The sequence below is a fragment of the Acinetobacter sp. GN11 genome (assembly GCF_054823985.1).
Genome location: NZ_JRVL01000214.1, coordinates 1 through 20,734, shown reverse-complemented (window position 1 = coordinate 20,734; position 20,734 = coordinate 1). Strand labels below are relative to the sequence as shown.

Below are 20,734 nucleotides of genomic sequence, written 5' to 3'. Positions count from 1 at the left end.
AAGATATAAATAATCAATATATTCGAATTTAGCCTAAGTAAATTAATAACTTTAATGCTCAAAAGGCGATTTAGGGAAAGAAATCTGTATCACAGTAGCCAGTAGCCAAAAATGAAGCCCGTAAAGGTGGTAAGTAGCTTACGCATTCTAGCTAGGGCAAATTAAAAATGTAATTACAATTAAAAGCTGTGTAGAGAATTATTCTGGCTAAGATTAGAAATAGGGTTAGTCAGTTTAAGTCGTTAAGCGCGCGTTAAGGGCTAGTAAGTTGCTTGGGCAACAGATGCAATTGAAGAAGCTTTTAATAATTCAGTTTAGTGAAGTATAAACGGCGTAGTAACAATGCAGAGTAGCCAGAGCCTTATATATGGTAGGTTTCCAAATCTTCTATTTAACATAATATACATTATACGAACAGTTGTATAATTCATGATTAGGTCATTGATTCTGTTGCTGTACATCTAACTATACTTGTTGCCTCTACAAAGAATCATTAATTATTTTAGATGCGTAATGAGGTTTATAAAAAAGACCTTAGCTAAGGTCTTTTTACACAGCTAAATTAAATTAATCATTTTATTTTAAAGAGTTCCAATAATTGACGTAATTCAACTGTTGAATCCCTCGTTCGACAAACTCAGCATTTTGCCATTGTTTTACATCAACATCGCGTTTTATCAGTTTGGCCTTTAATGCAGTCTGTACACCTTCTTGTAGATGCCCTAGATAATATTCATCCAAAAGTGGTGAAAAAACTGTTTTTAAGGCTTTGTCTTGTAGACTCAATGCATAGAGTTCTGTTGGGAATCCAGCATTTTTGGTGACAAGTTGAATAGCATTATCGCGGTTTTCAGGCTGTGAAACCCAATGTGCTGATTGTAAAACAGTATTGACCAATATTTGGACAATTTCAGGATGTTGTTTAATAAATTCACTACGACCCACCAAACCTGATTGAATTGTGCCAGCTCCATCTTGTCTCTGCCCAGTACTCAGAGGAACCTCTACAATTTTCTGTTGTTTGAGCGCTAGAATTGGCATTAAACCCCAGCTGGCATCAATTTGCTTAGCTGCAAGTGCTGCATTGGCCGCAGCAGGATCCAAATTAATAATGCGGAAATCTTTTTCAGTAAAGCCATATCGCTCGATATATTGATCAAACGATAATTGCATAGCAGTTCCTTGAAAAATTGCTATTCGTTTACCTCTTAACTCTTCGAGACTGGTATATCCTTTATTTGGCAAAACGCCCAAATAAGCATCTATGTGCCGACCAGTTGCTACCAGTAACGTGGTATCAATTTGATTCGATTTGCCAATAATGGCTGCTAAGTCACCTAAAAAAGCAAAATCTAATTGCTTATTGGCTAAGGCTTCATTGATTACTGGCCCTGCACCTTTAAAAAATTGCCATTCAACCTGAATTTTTTTCTTTGCAAATTCTTTTTCAAGTGACTGATTTAAATATATATAATCAACTAAGGGTGTGCCGCTGCTGTGTCTTTCACTACTGCTTAGATCAGGTACTGCAATTCGAATTTTTACAATGTTTTCAGTCTGATTTGTTGTTTTTGATGGTGCTGATGAAGATGGTTTGAAAATAAACAGTAGCAAAGCGACAAAAATAAGCGCAGGAATAATCCAGATAAATCGATTACGTTTTGATAGTGTGGCCATATCGTTTTTCTCAACAACATATACAACGTCACTGCTTAACGACAGTGACGTTCTGCATGCTTAAAATAGTCTTTAGTTGGCATTTAAAACAGCGTGAAGCTTGGCTTTTTCGAGTTGTTCTGCTGATAAATCTTTGGGTAATGTGGTTTTACCTTTTAAGCCATGTACACCAGTCGTTACTTCACCTGCAAGTGTAATTCGGCGTACAACGCGATGTTGATCACCATAATCGTTAACCGCGTAGTGCTGTGTAGAGCGATTATCCCAAATCACCACATCTCCTTCCTGCCATTGCCAACGCACTGTATTTTCTGGTCGCGTTACTTTTTCTTGTAAAATATTAAACAAAAGCTGCGAATCACTTTGGCTAAACCCCACAAGTCGTTTGAAAAAATGCCCAAGTAATAGGCTTTTCTTGCCCGTTTCTGGATGTAATACGACTACTGGATGCTCTGTCTCATACTTGGTAGATACAAAAATTTTCTTCAGTCTTTCTAGTTGTTCTGGCTCAACATTTTGTTTTGGTCCACCATAGTCATATTCATTTGAATGTACAGCCACCAACTGTTCAGCAAATTGCTTTAAAAGCTCAGGAAGATCTTCATAAGCAGTTTCCGTATTTGCCCACGTTGTATCGCCACCTGTTTCAGGGATGATTAGACTTCTCAAGATACTAATTTTAGGATAAGCATCGACAAAAGTAACATCAGTATGCCAAGAATTGGCTCGTGCACCTTTTTGTGAGTCAAGTTCAAAAATAAAATCTGTGCCATCTACTGCTGGTACTGTTGGATGTTTAACAGGTGAACCAAACAATTCTGCAAATTTCTCTTGTTCGGTGTCCCCCAAATGTTGCTGGCCTCGAAAGAAGAGTACTTTATGCTCTAGTAGCGCATCGTGTATAAACTGAACGGTTGATGAATCAAGCTCAGAGCTTAAATGAATGCCTGATATTTCAGCCCCAATTCGACCAGTTAATTTTTTAACTTGTAGTTGTTGTGCTGGTTTCTGAATAAATGTAGTCATGTTAATTTCCTGTCATAATATATGACTGAATTTTTATCAGAAACGGCGGCTTATTCTGTTATTTCAGAGACAATCCATCACGTAAAAAATTATTTTGATATTTAAATAATTAATAACACGCACATATGAAAATTAAATATGAAATTATATTTTTTTGAAATTTGAATAAATTTTAACTCTGATAAGCTGGTTAAAATCTTAGTTTATATCTCTGATTTATCATGAAAGCATCATCAATTATCGAGTTCAGGAATCCTATCTCAAAATATCAGAATGATTTTGACGGCGGACAATCTTCAGATCATCAAATTATAACGAATGAATTTATTCATAAAAGTATTCGTATTTTAGAAAATTATCAGGTTATTCAATCTTTATCTAATACAGAGAAATCTACGCTTATTCAGCATTTAAAAGTAAGAAAGTATTATCATAATCAAACGATATACAATCAAAATGATCCGTGTACTGATATCAATATTTTGCTTGAAGGCGCACTTAAACTTGGCTGGAGCACATCTCAAGGCAAATACCACACCGATATTTTTGTGCCCTCAGGTACATTAATCAATATTGTTCCGATCGTAACGGGTCAACCCCTACTTCACGATCATATTGCACAAGGTAGAACGGTAATTGCCAACCTTCCTGGCCAATTGTTTATGGATGTCATCAGAAATAACGCAGATGCTTTATTCATGGTGTTGAAATTAATCTGTGTAAGAACACAGCTAAATCGTGAACAAAATTTCATTTATTCAACTGAAACATTGCAAACTCGTCTCGCTAAAAAACTAGTTTTTCTAGTGGATTATCATTCCTATCAGGATAAAGATAAAATTTTACTGAATCTCAAATTGAGTCAGGAAAATCTGGCAGAGCTTTTGCAGACTTCAAGACAAAGCATTAATAAAGAACTAGCAGCGCTTTCGAACCAAAACATCATTGAGGTTAAATATAACCAAATCTTTATTTTGGACTTTGAAAAACTAAGCGATATTGCTCAGACTCATCAGTTCAACAGTACCACTAAGTTTCTTTGATATATCTGCTTTTGTCATAATGATATGATTTTATTAGGAGATAACTGTCAGAATAGAAACAGAATAAAAATTTGTCATATTTACACTAAGCGTTTTAGTCGCTTTGTTGGATAAAACATGACAGATGTAAATATCAAAAAACAACCTAATATTTTATTGATTGTGGCAGATGATTTAGGCTTTTCAGATTTAGGTGCTTTTGGCGGAGAAATCAATACACCTCATTTGAATGAATTAGCATTAAACGGCTTAAGACTGACTAATTTTCATACGGCGTCAACCTGCTCCCCCACTCGTGCAATGTTACTTTCAGGTACTGACCATCATTTAGCTGGTTTAGGAACCATGGCAGAGGCCCTTACCCCAGAGCTAGAAGGTAAAGAAGGCTACGAAGGTGTGTTAAATAACAAAGTTGCCGCATTACCAGAATTATTAAAAGATGCGGGATACTACACCATTATGTCTGGGAAATGGCATTTGGGACTAAAACCAGAATATTTTCCAATAAAAAAAGGGTTTGAACGTTCTTTTGTACTATTACCTGGTGCTGCTAATCATTATCTATTTGAAGCTGATATTCCAGAGGACCAAATTCCACGCTTACTTAAGTCAACAAAAGGACTCTATGCAGAAGATGATAAGTTTTCGGAAGAACTACCCCAAGGGTTTTATTCATCAGATTATTTTACCACTCGGCTTCTAGACTTTTTACAAGATGATGAAGCACGCCAAGGACGTCCTTTTTTTGCATACTTACCTTTCTCTGCACCGCACTGGCCCTTACAGGCACCTCAGGAAGATATAGATCGATATAAAGGACGTTATGCGGATGGCCCCGTTAAATTGCGTGAACAGCGCCTTGAGAAACTCAAGCAACTTCAATTGGTAGATGCGGACACAACGATTCACCCTGTCCTCGCTAGAACTCCATTCTGGGAAAATCTTACTCAAGAGCAACGTGATAAGTCTTCAAGAATTATGGAAGTCTATGCGGCCATGGTAGATCGTATGGACCAAAACGTTGGACGTGTGGTGGAATACCTCAAAGATCGAGAGGAATTGGACAATACCATTGTTATTTTTCTATCAGACAATGGTGCAGAAGGTGCTCAACTTGAAGCTCTACCCGTCTTTGGCGGCCAACTTAATGAAATTATCGAGCAATATTACGATAACAGTATTGATAATATTGGACGAGCAAACTCATATGTTTGGTACGGAGAACATTGGGCACAAGCAGCCACTGCTCCTGCCCGTCTATATAAAGCACATACTAGCGAAGGTGGAATTAGAACAGTTTCGTTCATTCACTACGCCGGTTTTAAACGCCAAAATCAGATCAGTCACGAGTTTCTGACAGTCATGGATTTACTACCAACACTGTTAGATTATTTAAATATTCAGCATCCTGGTCAGGTGTATAAAGGTCGTCAATTGGTACCACTCCGTGGACGTTCTATCTTGCCTTATTTACAACTACAACAAGATCATATTCACAGTGAAGATCATGTCACAGGCTGGGAGTTGTTTGGTCAAAAGGCTCTGCGCAAAGGCGAATGGAAAGCGCTCTTCATCCCTGCGCCAAATGGTCCGAATCGCTGGCAGCTATATAACCTTAAAAATGATAAAGGCGAAACTCAGGATTTGGCAAAACAATATCCAGAAAAGCTCGATGAATTACTCAAAGAATGGGCAACTTATGTCAAAGAAAATGGTGTGATTGAAAATGTGCAACAACGAAGATTATTACAGAATGATCAGCTAGAACCGTTTGAAGCATAAAAATAACGAACAGATTAGTATTTAGATTTAACTAAGCCAGCACCTAATGCTGGCTTTTACATTTGCCGCCTGAACAATATTCTAAAAGGTCTAGGTTTAAAATATTACTATTAAATATAAAGATAAGATCATCAAAATATAAACTTAAGTTTGTACTGATAATGACAGTGTTCAATTACATAAAAATTAAAATCATCACAAAGAAAACACAAAATGGAGTCATTAATGTCAGTTCAAAAGCACACCTTTTACTTCAAGAGAAAAAGATTAGTTTTAAATAAAATCACGCAAAGTCTGTTTATTTCACTTATAGGGTGTGCAGGATATTCATCTATTGTTTATGCCGAGGACACTCCCACTACTTCAGATACAGCGGTAACAGAAGCCAGTACGTCAAATTCACAGTCAAACAGTAAAGCAGATGATGTTATTCAGCTTGCAGATGTCATTGTGACGACACGAAGACGTGAAGAAAAAGCACAAAATGTTCCAACACCCATTAGTATTTTAAGTGCCAAAACACTGGAAACACAAAAACTCAGTAAACTTGAAGATCTACAACAAGCCCTGCCCAGCCTTAATGTTGCTTTCTTGAACCCTCGTCAATCTAGTGTAGCGGTTCGAGGTTTGGGCAATAACCCAGCCAGTGATGGTTTGGAAGCTAGTGTTGGGGTCTATCTGGACAATGTTTACTTAGGTCGCCCCGGCATGGCTGTATTTGATTTATTAGATATTGCTCAACTCGAATTATTACGCGGGCCACAAGGGACATTATTTGGTAAAAATACCACGGCGGGCTTATTAAATATTAGCTCAAAACAGCCTACCTTCGACCCAGACCATTCTGCTGAAATTTCTTTTGGGTCACGCAATTATTTGCAGGCTAAAGGAACGTTTTCAGATGCTCTATCCGAAAATGTAGCAGGCCGACTCTCATTTTATAAAACCACTCAGGATGGTTTTATTGATAATACCTATAATGGTAAAGATTATAACAATACAGATCGCGAAGGTGTCCGCGGTCAGATTCTCTGGAAACCGCAAGAGAATTTTAATTTACGTCTAATTGCAGATTACAACAAACAAGATGATGATCAAGGCGCGATGGTGGTGTACTACGCTGGGCCAACGTTTAACAGTACCGTATATGGAAATAACTACAATCGTTACTTAGAAAATGCCACACAGTCAGGTGCCAAAAATCTTTATACCAACTGGAAAGATAAACAAATTCATTCAGATGCTCCACAACACATGTCTGTTGAACAAGGTGGTGGATCGGCAGAAGCCAATTGGTCGCTAGATAGCGGTAAAAAAATTACGTCGATTAGTTCATACCGCTTTTGGAACTTCACTCCAACCAACAGTGATTTTATTAGTTCAAATGCATTGACTAATGCTGGTGTTTCGGTTCGAGATAAACAGTATTCTCAAGAGCTACGCCTAACATCTGCTGGAAATCAAAAAGTGGATTGGGTAACGGGCCTATATTACTTTCAGCAACAGTTAGACAATACGACTTTCTCTTTATATGGAGATACGGCTGACGCATTCTATCTTTATAACGTTCCGAGCGTAAGAACCTTAATTGCAAATGGTCAATCGAATATTTTGAATAATCGAGATTCATATTCATATGGAACAACTGAGACAAAAAGCTCAGCATTATTTGGCCAAAGTACATGGCATGCGACACCGAAGCTAGATATCACCACAGGTGCACGAGTCACCTATGAAGATAAATCTGCCAATATCTATAGAACCGACCCTATTGGGGGTACACCAATTTCAGGTTTAAGTGCGGCAGAGCGTAATTTACTAAATGCCCAGCTCGGCGCATACGACTCGGGTGAACTGAAACAACATGGATTAAGTTACTCTGGCTTACTGACTGGCAGTTATCGTTTAAATCCGAGCACACTGGCCTATGCAACGTATTCACACGGCGAGAAATCAGGGGGCTTTAACCTGAGCATTGGTTCTGCACCAGCTGCGGGTGCTAACTCGTTAAAGGTTGATCCTGAAAAAGCAGACAACTATGAAATTGGGTTAAAACAGAATTTTCTTAATAATACCTTACAGCTCAATAGCAATATATTCTGGATTGATGTTTCTGACTATCAAACCACAAGCTATGAACAAGTCGGTAACTCTGTCGTGAGTGTATTGGCAAATGCAGGTAAAGTACGCAGCCGAGGGATTGAACTCGATGCAACCTATCAACCTATTCGTCGCCTTACACTTAATTTTAATGGTTCTCTTAACGATACCACCTATACAGAATACAAAAATGCTCCTGCTCCATCCAATATCAGTATTCCAACAGGCGTAAATACACAAGATCTATCTGGAGAACGTGTATATGGCGTACCGAAGTGGATTGCAAATTTCAATTTCCGTTATGACTTAGCTGAGCATAATAACTGGCAACCGTATATTTCAGGAAGTTATGCTTGGCGAGATTGGTCATATGGCTCTTTAGATAATAACCCGTACAGTGTTATCAAAGCCTATGGATTAACAAATGCGAGTCTAGGTGCACGACATCGTATTGGTGAAAATGAACTAGATGTTGCGCTATGGGTAAAAAACCTCACCAATGAAACCTATGTAACTAATACATGGAACTCTTCTAATGGTATTGTTCTCGCGAGTTTAGGTCAGCCTCGTACCATTGGTGCAACCGTGAAACTTAGCTTTTAACAAATAAAGTGCATAATCATTGCAGCATTGGCTCCTTGAAAGCCATGCTGCAAATTTTGTATAGAGTTATGGCGTATTTAAAATGGCGTCAATCTGAGTCAGCTCATCTGCACTAAACATCGTGTTTTGCAATGCTTTTAAGTTTTCAATGATCTGCTCTGGTCGGCTAGCACCAATAATTGTCGATGTAATACGTTCATCACGTAAAACCCATGACAATGACAATTGAGCCAATGTTTGGTCTCGACGCTTTGCTATTTCATTTAACTGCTGTATTTGCTGTAGCTTCAATGCAACGAGATGCTCTGACTGTAAATAACGACTACCACGCCCAATACGTGAGTCTTCAGGTACACCATTCAGATATCGTCCAGCCAATAGGCCTTGAGCCAGTGGTGAGAATGTAATTACACCAAAACCCTCTTGTTTAGCAGTCTCCGTTAAACCTTGCTCAATCTGACGTTCAAAAAAATTGTAAATCGGTTGATGCAAAGTAAGTGGAACGTGATAAGCCTTAAGCAATTCTATCAACTGTAAAGTTAACTCTGGTGTATACCCAGAAGAAATCCCCACATAGAGTGCTTTACCTTGCTGCACAATATCGGCAAGTGTCTTGGCTGTTTCTTCAAGCGGTGTTTCTGGGTCATAACGATGTGAGTAAAAAATATCGACATAATCAAGCCCCAGTCGCTGTAAGCTCTGATCAAGACTAGCCATTAGGTATTTTCGGCTGCTACCACCTTGTCCATAAGGTCCAGGCCACATGTCCCAGCCTGCCTTTGTCGAAATAATAAGTTCATCTCGATATGGCTTGAAGTCAGTTTTTAAAAAGTGCCCAATATTTTTCTCTGCACTTCCAAAGGGTGTTCCATAATTATTGGCCAGATCGAAATGATTAATTCCATGATCAAACGCCGTGTAAAGTACCGATTTTTGTTGCTGAATTGGAGTGTCATCTCCAAAGTTATGCCAGCAACCAAGTGACAATGGTGGTAATACCAAACCGCTATTTTTAATTTTTCGATATTGGAATGATTGGTATCTTTCTGAATTTGCGAGATACATACTTTGTCCTTTTATTCGGTAGCAGCCAAGAGGCCAAGGTTTTGTCTTAATGTTTGACCTTCGTATTCTTTGCGGAATAAATTGCGCTGTTGAAGGATGGGAATAACCAGATCGACAAAGTCTCTAATTCCGTTTGATATGACGGCCGGCATAATGTTAAATCCATCTGCTGCACCACTAACGAACCACTCCTCGAGTTGATCGGCGATATATTCTGGTGTTCCAACCAAGCAAAAATGCCCTCGTCCCGATGCAATACGTTGATAGAGCTGTTTAATGGTTAGACCCTGCTCTTGCCCGAGTGCCTGAATCAATTGCTGGCGACTTTGCTGCCCTGTTTGGGTTTCAGATAAATCTAACGAAGCTAAAGGCTGATTTACATCAACACCGCTTAAGTCAAAATTGCCCAACATTCTTCCTAAAAGCCCTAGGCCAATATCATCATCAACGAGTTCATCTAAAAGCTGTTGCTGTTCCTTAGCATCTTCATTCGTATGAGCGACAAGGACATATACACCCGGCATGACCACTAACTCATGTTCTTGGCGGTCAAAGTCTTCAAGACGTTGCTTTACATCGCTATAAAATTGCTGTGCAGCGGCTAAGTTAGATTGCGCAGTAAAAATGACATCTGCCGTACGAGCTGCCAGATTTTTGCCTCGTTCTGAACTGCCTGCCTGAACTATCACAGGGTGAGACTGTGGGCTTGGGCTAATATTGAGTGGACCTTTTACCTGAAAAATATCACCGCAATGATTGAGCGTATGTACCTTATCTGGATTAAAGAAAATACCTGTGGCTTTATCATGAATAGCTGCATCTTCATCCCAACTATTCCAAAGTCCTTTTACGACATCGTGAAATTCTTCAGCACGTGCATAGCGGTCTCGATGTTTGACATGTTCCTTTGTACTGAAATTTTTCGCTTCTAGTGCAAAATCAGTGGTGACAAGGTTCCAGCCTGCTCGTCCAGCAGAAATCTGGTCTAAAGAGGCAAATTTTCTTGCGAGGTGATATGGCTCATTATAGGTTGTTGTGGCTGTTCCAATGAGTCCAATATGACGGGTTTGTGTCGCGATTGCTGAAAGTAATGTGAGAGGTTCAATCTCGTTACCGCGAATTTTGCCTGATGTCGCAGTTGCTGGATCAACAGCTAAACTATCAGCAAAAAAAATGGCATCAAATTTTCCCTCTTCAGCTATTTTTGCTGCACTTAAGTAGCGCTCATAGGGACTCAAGTTTAATTGGCTCGCTGGATGTCTCCAACTGGCCAAATGATGACCATAACCGTCTAAAAATAAATTAAGGTGAAGCTTTCTTGTAGACGAAGGATTACTCATTTTAATCAGTCCAATGGATGGGTGTACACCTCGTAAAAAACGAGGCGTACTAGACATACTTTTTAGAAATTTTTACGAAATGAAATACCAAAATAGCGTTCATCATCTCTAGGGACTTGACGATTAATACGGCTACCATTTGTGCTCAGTAAGGTTGCATATGATTTATCCGTTATATTTCGTACATTCAATGCCAATCGCCAGTCAGAAGCAGTATCAGCCAAAGCAATGCTCGCGTTCAAAAGCCCATATGCACCCTGAATGGTGTTTTGGTTTTGGTCGAGACTGAACTGTACTTTGCTTTGCCATGCATATTGGGTTGAAAGTTCAATTTGCTTGTTATTTGCCAGAGTAAAATAGCGATCGAGCTGCGTATTAAATTTCCAGTCCGGAGAAAATGGCAGCGGTTTACCATTTACATTTGGGCATGAAGTATCGGCAGCAGGACATTTGAAGTCATCAATTCGTGCATGTGTATAGGCACCTGAAAAGTTTAGTGCCCAATTTGGATTGATCTTATATACCGAATCAATTTCAGCCCCATAGGTAGACACGCTTCCTGCATTAACCAAGCGGGTTATTGGGAAACCATTTGGGTCGAGGGTTCTAAAATTTGCCTGATAGTTATCATAATCCGTGTTAAATAACGCCACGTTGACACGCAGACGATTATTCAGCCATTGAGATTTGAGCCCAAGTTCGTAGGAGTTAGCCGTTTCTGGGTCAATCACAGGCGTATCATTTTGCTGCATATTAAAATAAACGTTATATGCAGGACCTTTATAACCTCTCGAATAGGTAAAATAGCCCAATATATTCGGTGTAAAGTCATATTGAGGTCCAATGCGGCCTGAAACTCCAGTTTCACTGGTCGATCCATCACTGCTAAATGAAGAACGAATCGCATTTCGGACACCTACACTGCTTGGGACAGTTGAAACCCGACTGTGATCATAAGACAACTCATCACGAGTAACACGTAAACCCGCAATCCATCTCAATCGATTCGTGAAATGAAAGGTACCTTCACCAAATGCAGCATAGTTGGTGCTGTCTGTGTTATAGATTGCCTTACCAAAATCTACGACATAGGCGTTAGAGGCATTGTTGTACCAAGTTGACTCACGTTGATAAGTCTCATCGTTTTTGTTTTTAGAAAAATATAGACCCGCGACATAATCAAAAAAACCATGATCGAGCGGTTTAATTCTAATTTCTTGAGAAAATTGCTTACTGTTAACATGCCCTAAATCGGCTATTCCGGCAAAATTTGGTGTCGGAGCAGCAAGCTGATCACTGTCACCAATCTGTGTGTTTTTCCATTGGCGAAAGGCTGTAATGGATGATAATTGATGATTGGTTAATGTCCAGTCTGCAGTGAGTGCTACGCCCTGATTGGTATCATCAGTCGAGGCTTGAGTGTTTTCAACTGTACTTCGATTGGTTGGAGATGCCACAACAGGCGATAATGCTGCTGCATAATTGGCATCGGTATTTTTAACTACAATGCCTGTCGGGGCACTCCCTTTTTTATGCAGATAATCGGCAGTAAAGCCCAACACTAAACTATCGGTGGGCGTATATTCAAATTTGGTTCTAAACCCATAGTTTTTATAGCCATTAACATCTTGATTGGTTGTAAGGTTATCTACATTGCCATCAAAATTACCTAATAGCGCTGAGACATTGGCAGTTAATTTTTCAGGGATTAAAGTACCAGATGCTCCTAGCTTAATTCGTTGTTCACCATCGTTAGTGGCATAGGCATCAATATAACCAGAGGTTTCTCTATTTGGATTTTTTGTGACAATATTAACCACACCTGCCGATGCATTTTTACCAAAAAGTGTTCCTTGGGGGCCACGAAGGACTTCAATACGGTCAACATCCAATAAATCGAGTGTTGCTTGTCCCGGTCGACTGTAAACAACGCCATCAATCACCGTTGAGACCGAAGGTTCTACACCGGGTGAAGTGGTAACGGTTCCAATGCCGCGAACAAATAAGGACGTATCTTTATTAGAGGCTCCAGCCCGAAAGTTGACACTCGGTACTTGTGTTACCAGTGTTTCAAGTGAGTTTCGTTGTTGCTTATCGAGTTCTTTTCCACTAATGACTGAAACGGCAATAGGTACTTTTTGAAGTGATTCTTCACGGCGTGTTGCTGTCACAACAACGGTCTCTAACTGCGCCACATCCTCTGAAGAGCGTGTGGTGTTTGAGACTGTTTCTGCGTGAGCTTGTCCCCAAACAGACAAGATACTTAGCGAAAGTAGACTTAAATTTAAAATTTTTTGTTTGGTTGCTGACGTGAACGGATCACGCGTTACACTTTTCGAATGTATCGACATTATTTACCCCATAATTAAGTTTTAAAAGACGGTGCTTATTTCACTGATTTCAAATATTCGTACTGCTGAGTTGGTTTCCAGTAGGTTTTTAAATTTGATTGTTCAAGTGCTTGATTTACAAATGACGGATCAATCCAGCTTTTGACGTCAATATTTTTGCGTATCAACCCTTGTTGCGTAGCCAAAGTGATTTTTTGCTGCAATTGTTGGGTGTAATAGCCATCAAATAAAGGTGAATATAAAAACTTCAGATTTACACCATTGAGTTCCTGAGCATAGATAGATGCTGGATAACCCGATTGAGTAAAAAAGAGTGCGACTTGTGGTACTCGATTTTGCTCATTTGAGAGCCAATTCAGCCCTTTTACAACCTGAGTCACAACCTGTTGTGTTTCATTTGGATGTTGTCGAATAAACGATTGACGACCTAAAAACACACCTTGAGTAGATCCTGCACCATTTAACTGACGACTACTTATAGGCAAGTTAACGATGTGTTTGTCACGTAACGCAAAAAATCGAGAAGGTCCCCATGACGCATCAATTTTTTTTGCGGCCAAAGCAGCGTTGACGGCGTTAAAGTCTAAATTGACCACTCGCACATCGCTGAGCTTTAAACCTTGGCTGTTCAATGCACTCACAAATGACAATTCATCTGCTGTTCCTCTTAACAAACCAACGCGTTTTCCTTTTAATTCAGCAAAATTTTTAATTGAAAGATCAGATCTTACCGCTAGATAATTGGTGATCCCGCGCGCCGTTGGAACAAGTAATTGGGTATCTAATCCATTGGCTTTACCAATGATCGGAGGTAAATCCCCTAAAAAGGCGAAATCCAGTTGATTGTTAGCCAATGCTTCATTAATGGCTGGCCCAGCACCTTTAAAAAAGTACCATTGCACTTTGACATTTTTTTTTGCAAGTTCTTGCTCGAGCCATTTTTTGTTGTAAAGCACATCAACAACTCCTCCACCCGCGTGTTTCTGACCGGCGGTCAAATCGGGAGAACCAATTCGGATTGTTTTAAGACTTTCAGCATAACTGGCATGTCCATAAGCCAATAAGCTCAGCAAGATCAATTTTTTAAAAATTGATGGTTTCATTATCTTTTCCACATTTTTATTAATAAATCAGCGTCGTATTATTTAGACACTTATGAAGTAGATGGCTTAATTTGCTTACTCGCTTTACCATCAATATCAACAGGAACATCGCCTGCCAACGTAACGCGTCGCATAATACGCAATGCATTACCGTAATCATTGACGGCTAAATGTTGAGTAGCACGGTTGTCCCAAATCGCGACATCTCCGTTCTTCCACGTCCAGCGAATCGTGTTTTCGGGTTTGGTAATACGATCTTGAAAAATTTCAAACAGCTTGTTGGACTCTTTAGCAGTCAGACCCACAAATCGTTTAAAAAATTGGCCTAAAATTAAAGTTCGTTTACCTGTTTCAGGGTGTACTCTGACCAATGGGTGTTCCGCCTCATAGACAGTTGAAGCAAAGATTTTTTGATGGCGTTTTACGACTTCATCACTTGCAGAAGGCCGAAAACCACCATAATCAAAATCATTGGTGTGAATTGCACGGAGCTGATTGGCAAGGAGCTTTAGCGGCTCTGGCAATTCATCATAGGCTGCCTCTGTATTTGCCCATGTGGTATCGCCTCCTCGATTGGGGGTAGTTACTGCTCTTAAAATGCTAATTTTTGGATAATTTGAAACAAATGTGACATCGGTATGCCAAACGTCTGCACGACCGTCATGACGAGAATCAAGTTCAAATATATAAGCCGAACCCTCTGCAACAGGAACGGTAGGATGAGAAATAGGTTGCCCAAGCAATTCTGCAAACTTTTCCTGTTCGTGATCGGTTAAATGTTCCTGATTGCGGAAAAAAATAACTTTGTGTTCAAGCAATGATTGCCTGATTTGATTCAAGACCTCAGCATTAAGGTTTGAAGATAATTCAATACCATTAATTTGTGCGCCAATACGACCAGCTAAAGGGATCACATCGATTAACTCATTCACTGGTTTTTTTATTAATAAATCTGCCATATCATCGTTCTCATCATTGATGATATGAGTTTAGAAATTACCCCTTTTAAATTCTGCAACAAAAATTACATAGCATTTCTTCATTTATGAAAAATTATTCATAATTCGTCATAATCTATTTACCGTAGTAAGGCTTTTAATTTGTCGATGTCTTTGACAGAGATATGATTGTATTTTGTTTCTATAATGCCTTCTTCAACAAACCACTGAATTTCCTTTCTGATACTTTGTCTCGATATTTTTAAAAGTTCAGCTAAATTTTCTTGTGAGAGTTTTAATAAAACTTCGATGCCTTTTTGAGTCTGAGTCGAAAAAAATTCGATTAAATAGATGAGCTGTCGTGCAATTTGTACCTTTAAAGGTTGTGTAGATGTGTGATAGATATCATTGTCTAAAAGACGTGTTCTTTGGCATACCAATTTTAAAACCTGATATAGCATGCGCGAATTGTGCTGTATGGTGTGCTTAAAGACATGTTCAGGAATGGTTGCTATCACAGTTGCTTCATGTGCAATATATTCATGCTCTAGCGCAGATTCAGAAATAAGATAGACAATATTTAAGAGTGCACCTGTCGGAATAAAACGATGAATAAGATATTTTCCATCGTACGAATTCCAACCTAACTTGAGCACACCACTTAAAACAATAATGAGTTCACGACAGTTTTGATTTCTCGAATATAGCACTTGTCCTTGATAAAGATGCTTTATCTTAATTTCATTAAATAAGTTCTGCTTTTCTTCAAGCGAACATGCATCCATAAACTCACATTCTGACAGCATTTGTTCTGCCAGTTTTTTATATTCAAAAGTAATGTTGAAATCTTGATAACGATTAACATGAGTTTGATCTAATAAATCTAAAAAATGCTCATAGTTATTTCTTTTTGTCTCGTTATAAACAAGTGTTGTCATTCGCTATCTCACCATCAAATTGAAGCTCTAAAATAGACCATACAACCTCATCGTGAAATTCAAGTTTAATATAAATTTAGATTAAACAATTATATGAAAATCAAGATCTCAAATTTGGATCTTGATTTTCTTTCTTCCTATTTCTTTTAATAGAACTTAAGACTTAGGCGATGTAATAACTGATAGTTTATCAACGCCTACCCGTTCTATGCTGGCCAGTAACTTGGCAACCGTACCATAAGGAACTGTCTCATCTGCATTCAGGTTCAACGCCAGTTTAGGATTGGCCGTCTTACGCGTTTGAATCGCCTGTTCAAAGTGTTCAAGACTGACTCGGTCTTTGTCTAGATAAATTTCCCCTTTGGAGTTAACGCTGATGACCACTGCCTTGGTTTGATCTGTCACCTGCGTCGGTGCAGCTTTTGGTAAGTTCACCTTAACAGTGTTTGTCAGTAAGGGCGCCGTGACGATAAATACAATCAACAGAACCAACATCACATCCACTAAAGGGGTAATGTTGATCTCGCTGACCACATCATCTTGTTCCGATGTTGAAATTGCCATTATGCATATACCTTTTCTTTATTGTGGTTATGGCTTAACTCGCTGGCTGGAGTGCTGGTATTTGTTGTTTTTGCCTTAACAGTCTTAAGCTGAAAACCTGTTTTTTGGTTTAGGCTGACAAAATCAGTCGCAAAGTCATCTAGTTCTGCACCAATAGTTTTTACTTTACGCACGAAATAGTTATATGCCAGTACCGCTGGAACAGCCACTGCAATACCGATGCCTGTTGCAACTAGCGCTTCACCAATCGGCCCTGCAACGACATCCATACTGGCATTACCCGAATGTGCAATCGCCTGTAAAGCATGGATAATCCCAAAGACTGTACCAAATAGCCCAATGAAAGGTGCATTATTACCAATTGATGCGAGCAAGGCAGAGCCTTTTTCTAGCTGGCGACGTTCTGACAAAATTTGTTTGCGTAAATGGCGCTCGAGTAAATCTTGACGACTCCAGCTATGTTGCAAATCTTGATGAGTATCGTCATCTGCATCGGCAAGTGTTTTAAAACCAGTATTTGCAATGCGTGCCACAGGTCCTTGTCCTGCTTCCGATTTTTGAATGGCATCTTGAAGATTTTTGGCACTCCAGAATTCTTCTGCAAAGGCTTTGCTCTGGCGGTCGGCTTTTTGGGTTTGAACCAGTTTAATGACAATCAAACCCCACGTCACAATTGAAAAAGCAACCAATAACCAGATAGTCCCATCGTGGATCAGGGAGTTGATATCACTCATGTTAAAATTCCTTATAGATCAATATTAAATTAAAAAATTATTTCGGGAGTTGATAGTGAATTGGAACATCGACCCAACCTTCAACTGGTGTTTTTCCTTTTAAGGCGGGTGAGAATTTCCATTGTTTTACGGTTCTAATCGCCGCACTATCGAGTATTTTTTTGCCGCTGCTCTGTTTGACTGTCACGCTATCAGGACTGCCATTTGGTAAGACTTTTACCCTCAAGATGACTGAACCTTCCCAACCTCGATCGAGAGCCTGTTCAGGATATTCAGGTGCAGGATTACTCAAATAACCTGCATAACCCTTTGCTTCTGTAACAGGTAAGTTGTCATCAGCAGCTTTTGCTGGTGCTTCAGAGGGTTTTGAAACGGGTTGCTGAACAGGAGCCGCCACTACATTTTTACTTAAGGGTTCCGCTACAGGCCGTGGTTGCTCTACTACCTTGTGCTGTTCAACAGGTTTAGGCTGCTCAACGTGTTTCTGTACCGGTTTTGGTGCTTCTATTTGCTTTTGTACAGGCTGAGGCTTTGGGCTAACAGGTGGTATCTTTGGCTTTTGCACCACTGGAGGGATTTTAGGTTCAATCACCTTGGGTGGTTCAGGCGGTTTGACAATCTCTATCACCACAGGGTCATGTGTTTTAACATCAAGTTGAGGTGTAGGAAGTTGTTTGGCGATATACCAGATTCCCAAATGTGCCGCAGCAACGGCGACAATCGCGATTGCCAAAGCATTCTTTTTTGGCCCAGTAGGATCATTTCCAACATCTACGTTATGGCTAAAAGGATCATTAACCGTCGTTGTATGGGTGACCTGATTGGATAACTGCCCAAATAAAAATGCTTTTTTGATCGAGCCTTGACTAAACTCACTCATCAATAACTCCTATTAACCAATTTTGTCTTCAGTCAAAATCCGAAAAATCTGTTCTTTTAATTGATGTAATTCAAAACTTGAACGGTTTCGAGGACGTGGTAAGTTGACGGGAATAATCTGCTCAACCCGACCAGGTTTGGGTTTTAAAATCACCACACGGTCTGCCAGAGTAACGGCCTCTTCCACATCATGCGTAATAAAAACAGTGGTCATTTTTTGTTGGGATTGAATGCGTAGCAATTCATTTTGCATTTGATGCCGTGTTAATGCATCCAAGGCACCAAACGGTTCATCCAACAGAAAAATACGAGGCTGCACAACAAGACTACGTGCAATAGCTACACGTTGAGACATCCCACCAGATAGTTGATGTGGATATGCCTTTTCAAAGCCATTTAAGCCAATCAATTCAATTGCTTTCTGTACCAAAATATCTTTATCACGCGCAGTTAACGCTTCATTTAATAAACCCAGTTCAATGTTTTGCTCAACGGTAAGCCAAGGAAATAAGCGATGTTCTTGAAAGACTACCGCTCGATCGCCACCAATCCCGCTGACATCGGCACCATCAATTAAAATCCGGCCATCAAAATCTTGGTCTAGTCCTGCCAAAAGACGTAAGAGCGTAGATTTACCGCAACCACTGCTACCTACAATCGCAATAAACTCTCCCTCTTTAATTTCTAGATTAAAGTCATGAATGACTTTGACAGGTTGTTGATTAACAACAAAAGACTTATGAACATGGTGAAATGCCACACGTGTTTGAGAGTTAGATTGAAATGAATGGTGATGTTTTTCAGTATTTGTATTAAGTGTAATCGTCATGGTCTAACCTCAATTTTTTCGCCAAGATGTTGCGTAGTTTTCAGTTATTTTGCCCAGCCATGCCAGAATCGCGCCCAAACCAGCGACCAAAACGGTTGCTGCTATTACACGGTCCATTTCAAAGTTTTGCTGTGCTGCCATCATGTAGCTACCTATGCCAATTCCAGAGCCCATCAAGTATTCAGCTCCAAAAGATGCCATCCACGAATAAAGCAAAGCCAGTCGAAACCCAGCAAACATTGAAGGTGCAATGCTCGGTAAAATCAAAAGCGTTAAGCGTTGAAGCAATGTCATTCTTAGAGTGCTTGAGACTTCAACGAGCTGAGTTGAAATACTGGACATCCCTTTCCATGTCGCGATAAACATCGGAAAAAATGTCGCTATTGAAATGAAAACAATTTTTGATAAATCTTCGAGCCCAAACCAAGCTGTCAGTAGCGGAATCCAAGCAAAAATGGCAATTAGACGTAATGTGTTGAGTGTAGGTGCCAACAGATTTTCAATAGGTTTAAATAACCCCACCACAATTCCTACTGATGCCCCAATTAGCCCGCCAATAATCAAACCCAAAATTGCACGATAAAGGCTGTAATACATGGCGGTAGTAAGTGAGAAATCTTGAATGCCTGCCCACAGTGCTTCTAATACTTTCCACGGCGCGGGCAAAATTTGACTCGAAATCACGTTAAACCAACTGCTCATTGCCCAAAGCACTACTAAACTCAAAGGTAAAACCCATGATTTGAAAACATCGGTTCGGCTTTTTTTATGAAAAGCATGAGCACTTAAAGCAGCATGTGGCCAGAACACAAACTTACGTTCAATTCGATGCAGGATAAAATCGAAAATAATTCCTACAGACGCAATAACAAAAATCGTGACAAAAACAATATCAAGCTGAAATAGCTGACGACCTGTCACCATCAAATATCCAATGCCTTCCGATGAAGCCAACAACTCAACAGCAATTAAGCTCGTCCAGCCTGCTGCAACAGCTAGTCTTAAACCCGTAAAGAAATATGGAAGTGTGGCTGGCAGTACAAGTTTTGTGAGCAAGGTTAGGCGATTAAACTGTAAAATTGCTGCCATTTCTTTGAGTTTGGGTTGAATGTCACGTACCCCTGCCTGAGTATGTAAGGCAATCGGCACCATCGTAGCTTTGAAGATTATGAAAATTTTTAAACTATTTTCGATGCCGAGCCAGATCATGAGCAAAGGCAACCAAGCCAATGTTGGGATAATCACCAACGCATAAAACGTTGCAGATAGGTATTGTTCGGCAATGCGGCTATAGCCAAGTAAAATACCTAGAAATACGCCGCCTAACACACCTGACAATAAGCCAAGACCGAAGCGCTCAAGACTAATCGCAAGCTGTGACCATAGATCTTGAGATGCGATTTCAACGAAAGAATGCCATGTGTCTTTTGGGGTAGGTAAAATTTGGGCAGGCATCCATTGTTCGTTTGACGCTACCCACCACAGTAAGAATAAACAAAGAGGTACAATCCAATAGATCGCAAGCGAGTTAAAATACCCAACAGAAATGAACCATGGTTTCTTGGTACTTTTCCAGACAATGCCGGATGAGTTTTTTTGCGAAATTATTTCTTTCATATCTCGATATATATCCATACATTCTGCTGTTATAGATTTCTCAGAATGTTTAACTAAACGTATACCTGATGATCATTTATCCGTTTCATGCAGATCTAATGTGAGACGTTTTGTGATCATCTTTGGTGTTATGCTCTGGATGAGT

General features: G+C 39.6%; 16 protein-coding genes. 3 read left to right on the top strand and 13 right to left on the bottom strand.

The genetic code is table 11. The features are described 5' to 3' along the window. Positions 1-576 precede the first annotated feature (576 nt). Entirely contained in the window at positions 577-1,677 is a 1,101-nt protein-coding gene (locus NL42_RS16430) for an ABC transporter substrate-binding protein (RefSeq protein WP_461313554.1), read from the bottom strand. A 72-nt stretch (positions 1,678-1,749) separates the two neighbouring features. Beyond that, positions 1,750-2,703, bottom strand: a complete 954-nt coding sequence (locus tag NL42_RS16425; RefSeq protein ID WP_016145301.1) for a TauD/TfdA dioxygenase family protein — start codon at positions 2,701-2,703, stop codon at positions 1,750-1,752. A 221-nt stretch (positions 2,704-2,924) separates the two neighbouring features. Here NL42_RS16425 and NL42_RS16420 point away from each other — a divergent pair, with 221 nt between their 5' ends. From NL42_RS16420 to NL42_RS16410, 3 genes are all read left to right on the top strand, one after another. Next, positions 2,925-3,746, top strand: coding sequence for a Crp/Fnr family transcriptional regulator (locus tag NL42_RS16420; protein ID WP_461313553.1), 822 nt, complete (start codon positions 2,925-2,927; stop codon positions 3,744-3,746). A 117-nt stretch (positions 3,747-3,863) separates the two neighbouring features. Next, positions 3,864-5,528, top strand: a complete 1,665-nt coding sequence (locus NL42_RS16415; protein WP_461313552.1) for an arylsulfatase — start codon at positions 3,864-3,866, stop codon at positions 5,526-5,528. 213 nt (positions 5,529-5,741) lie between these two features. Then, on the top strand, positions 5,742-8,231 hold the full coding sequence (locus tag NL42_RS16410; protein ID WP_461313551.1) for a TonB-dependent receptor: 2,490 nt from the start codon (positions 5,742-5,744) through the stop codon (positions 8,229-8,231). A gap of 66 nt (positions 8,232-8,297) precedes the next feature. Here NL42_RS16410 and mgrA read toward each other — a convergent pair whose 3' ends face one another. The 11 genes from mgrA to NL42_RS16355 all read right to left on the bottom strand — a co-directional run bounded on the left by mgrA (position 8,298) and on the right by NL42_RS16355 (position 20,607). Further along, positions 8,298-9,296: an L-glyceraldehyde 3-phosphate reductase gene (mgrA, locus tag NL42_RS16405; protein ID WP_461313550.1), complete on the bottom strand. Its 999-nt coding sequence runs from the start codon at positions 9,294-9,296 to the stop codon at positions 8,298-8,300. Positions 9,297-9,307: 11 nt separating this feature from the next. Beyond that, a complete protein-coding gene (locus NL42_RS16400; protein WP_461313549.1) occupies positions 9,308-10,636 on the bottom strand; it encodes an LLM class flavin-dependent oxidoreductase in 1,329 nt (442 codons plus the stop codon). 62 nt (positions 10,637-10,698) lie between these two features. Next, positions 10,699-12,894: a TonB-dependent receptor gene (locus tag NL42_RS16395; RefSeq protein WP_461313555.1), complete on the bottom strand. Its 2,196-nt coding sequence runs from the start codon at positions 12,892-12,894 to the stop codon at positions 10,699-10,701. 128 nt (positions 12,895-13,022) lie between these two features. Then, positions 13,023-14,090: an ABC transporter substrate-binding protein gene (locus NL42_RS16390; RefSeq protein ID WP_461313548.1), complete on the bottom strand. Its 1,068-nt coding sequence runs from the start codon at positions 14,088-14,090 to the stop codon at positions 13,023-13,025. Between the two features lie 50 nt (positions 14,091-14,140). After that, positions 14,141-15,049, bottom strand: a complete 909-nt coding sequence (locus tag NL42_RS16385) for a TauD/TfdA dioxygenase family protein (protein ID WP_461313547.1) — start codon at positions 15,047-15,049, stop codon at positions 14,141-14,143. Between the two features lie 119 nt (positions 15,050-15,168). Beyond that, complete coding sequence (locus tag NL42_RS16380) at positions 15,169-15,966, bottom strand: Crp/Fnr family transcriptional regulator (protein ID WP_461313546.1); 798 nt, start codon at positions 15,964-15,966, stop codon at positions 15,169-15,171. Between the two features lie 156 nt (positions 15,967-16,122). Next, positions 16,123-16,530 (bottom strand): ExbD/TolR family protein, encoded by a 408-nt coding sequence (locus tag NL42_RS16375; protein WP_461313545.1) that lies wholly within the window; start codon positions 16,528-16,530, stop codon positions 16,123-16,125. Beyond that, on the bottom strand, positions 16,530-17,264 hold the full coding sequence (locus tag NL42_RS16370; RefSeq protein WP_461313544.1) for a MotA/TolQ/ExbB proton channel family protein: 735 nt from the start codon (positions 17,262-17,264) through the stop codon (positions 16,530-16,532). The genes NL42_RS16375 and NL42_RS16370 overlap by 1 nt, the downstream gene beginning before the upstream one ends. Positions 17,265-17,301: 37 nt before the next feature. Next, positions 17,302-18,144, bottom strand: a complete 843-nt coding sequence (locus tag NL42_RS16365; protein WP_461313543.1) for an energy transducer TonB — start codon at positions 18,142-18,144, stop codon at positions 17,302-17,304. 12 nt (positions 18,145-18,156) lie between these two features. Further along, positions 18,157-18,972: an ABC transporter ATP-binding protein gene (locus NL42_RS16360; RefSeq protein WP_272350549.1), complete on the bottom strand. Its 816-nt coding sequence runs from the start codon at positions 18,970-18,972 to the stop codon at positions 18,157-18,159. 9 nt (positions 18,973-18,981) lie between these two features. Beyond that, entirely contained in the window at positions 18,982-20,607 is a 1,626-nt protein-coding gene (locus tag NL42_RS16355) for an ABC transporter permease (RefSeq protein ID WP_461313542.1), read from the bottom strand. Positions 20,608-20,734: the final 127 nt, after the last annotated feature.

Bases quoted from the DNA above. Each gene is read 5' to 3' on its own strand.
- NL42_RS16430 (WP_461313554.1), bottom strand. From the start codon at position 1,677: ATGGCCACACTATCAAAACGTAATCGATTTATCTGGATTATTCCTGCG.
- NL42_RS16425 (WP_016145301.1), bottom strand. From the start codon at position 2,703: ATGACTACATTTATTCAGAAACCAGCACAACAACTACAAGTTAAAAAA.
- NL42_RS16420 (WP_461313553.1), top strand. From the start codon at position 2,925: ATGAAAGCATCATCAATTATCGAGTTCAGGAATCCTATCTCAAAATAT.
- NL42_RS16415 (WP_461313552.1), top strand. From the start codon at position 3,864: ATGACAGATGTAAATATCAAAAAACAACCTAATATTTTATTGATTGTG.
- NL42_RS16410 (WP_461313551.1), top strand. From the start codon at position 5,742: ATGGAGTCATTAATGTCAGTTCAAAAGCACACCTTTTACTTCAAGAGA.
- mgrA (WP_461313550.1), bottom strand. From the start codon at position 9,296: ATGTATCTCGCAAATTCAGAAAGATACCAATCATTCCAATATCGAAAA.
- NL42_RS16400 (WP_461313549.1), bottom strand. From the start codon at position 10,636: ATGAGTAATCCTTCGTCTACAAGAAAGCTTCACCTTAATTTATTTTTA.
- NL42_RS16390 (WP_461313548.1), bottom strand. From the start codon at position 14,090: ATGAAACCATCAATTTTTAAAAAATTGATCTTGCTGAGCTTATTGGCT.
- NL42_RS16385 (WP_461313547.1), bottom strand. From the start codon at position 15,049: ATGGCAGATTTATTAATAAAAAAACCAGTGAATGAGTTAATCGATGTG.
- NL42_RS16380 (WP_461313546.1), bottom strand. From the start codon at position 15,966: ATGACAACACTTGTTTATAACGAGACAAAAAGAAATAACTATGAGCAT.
- NL42_RS16375 (WP_461313545.1), bottom strand. From the start codon at position 16,530: ATGGCAATTTCAACATCGGAACAAGATGATGTGGTCAGCGAGATCAAC.
- NL42_RS16370 (WP_461313544.1), bottom strand. From the start codon at position 17,264: ATGAGTGATATCAACTCCCTGATCCACGATGGGACTATCTGGTTATTG.
- NL42_RS16365 (WP_461313543.1), bottom strand. From the start codon at position 18,144: ATGAGTGAGTTTAGTCAAGGCTCGATCAAAAAAGCATTTTTATTTGGG.
- NL42_RS16360 (WP_272350549.1), bottom strand. From the start codon at position 18,972: ATGACGATTACACTTAATACAAATACTGAAAAACATCACCATTCATTT.
- NL42_RS16355 (WP_461313542.1), bottom strand. From the start codon at position 20,607: ATGGATATATATCGAGATATGAAAGAAATAATTTCGCAAAAAAACTCA.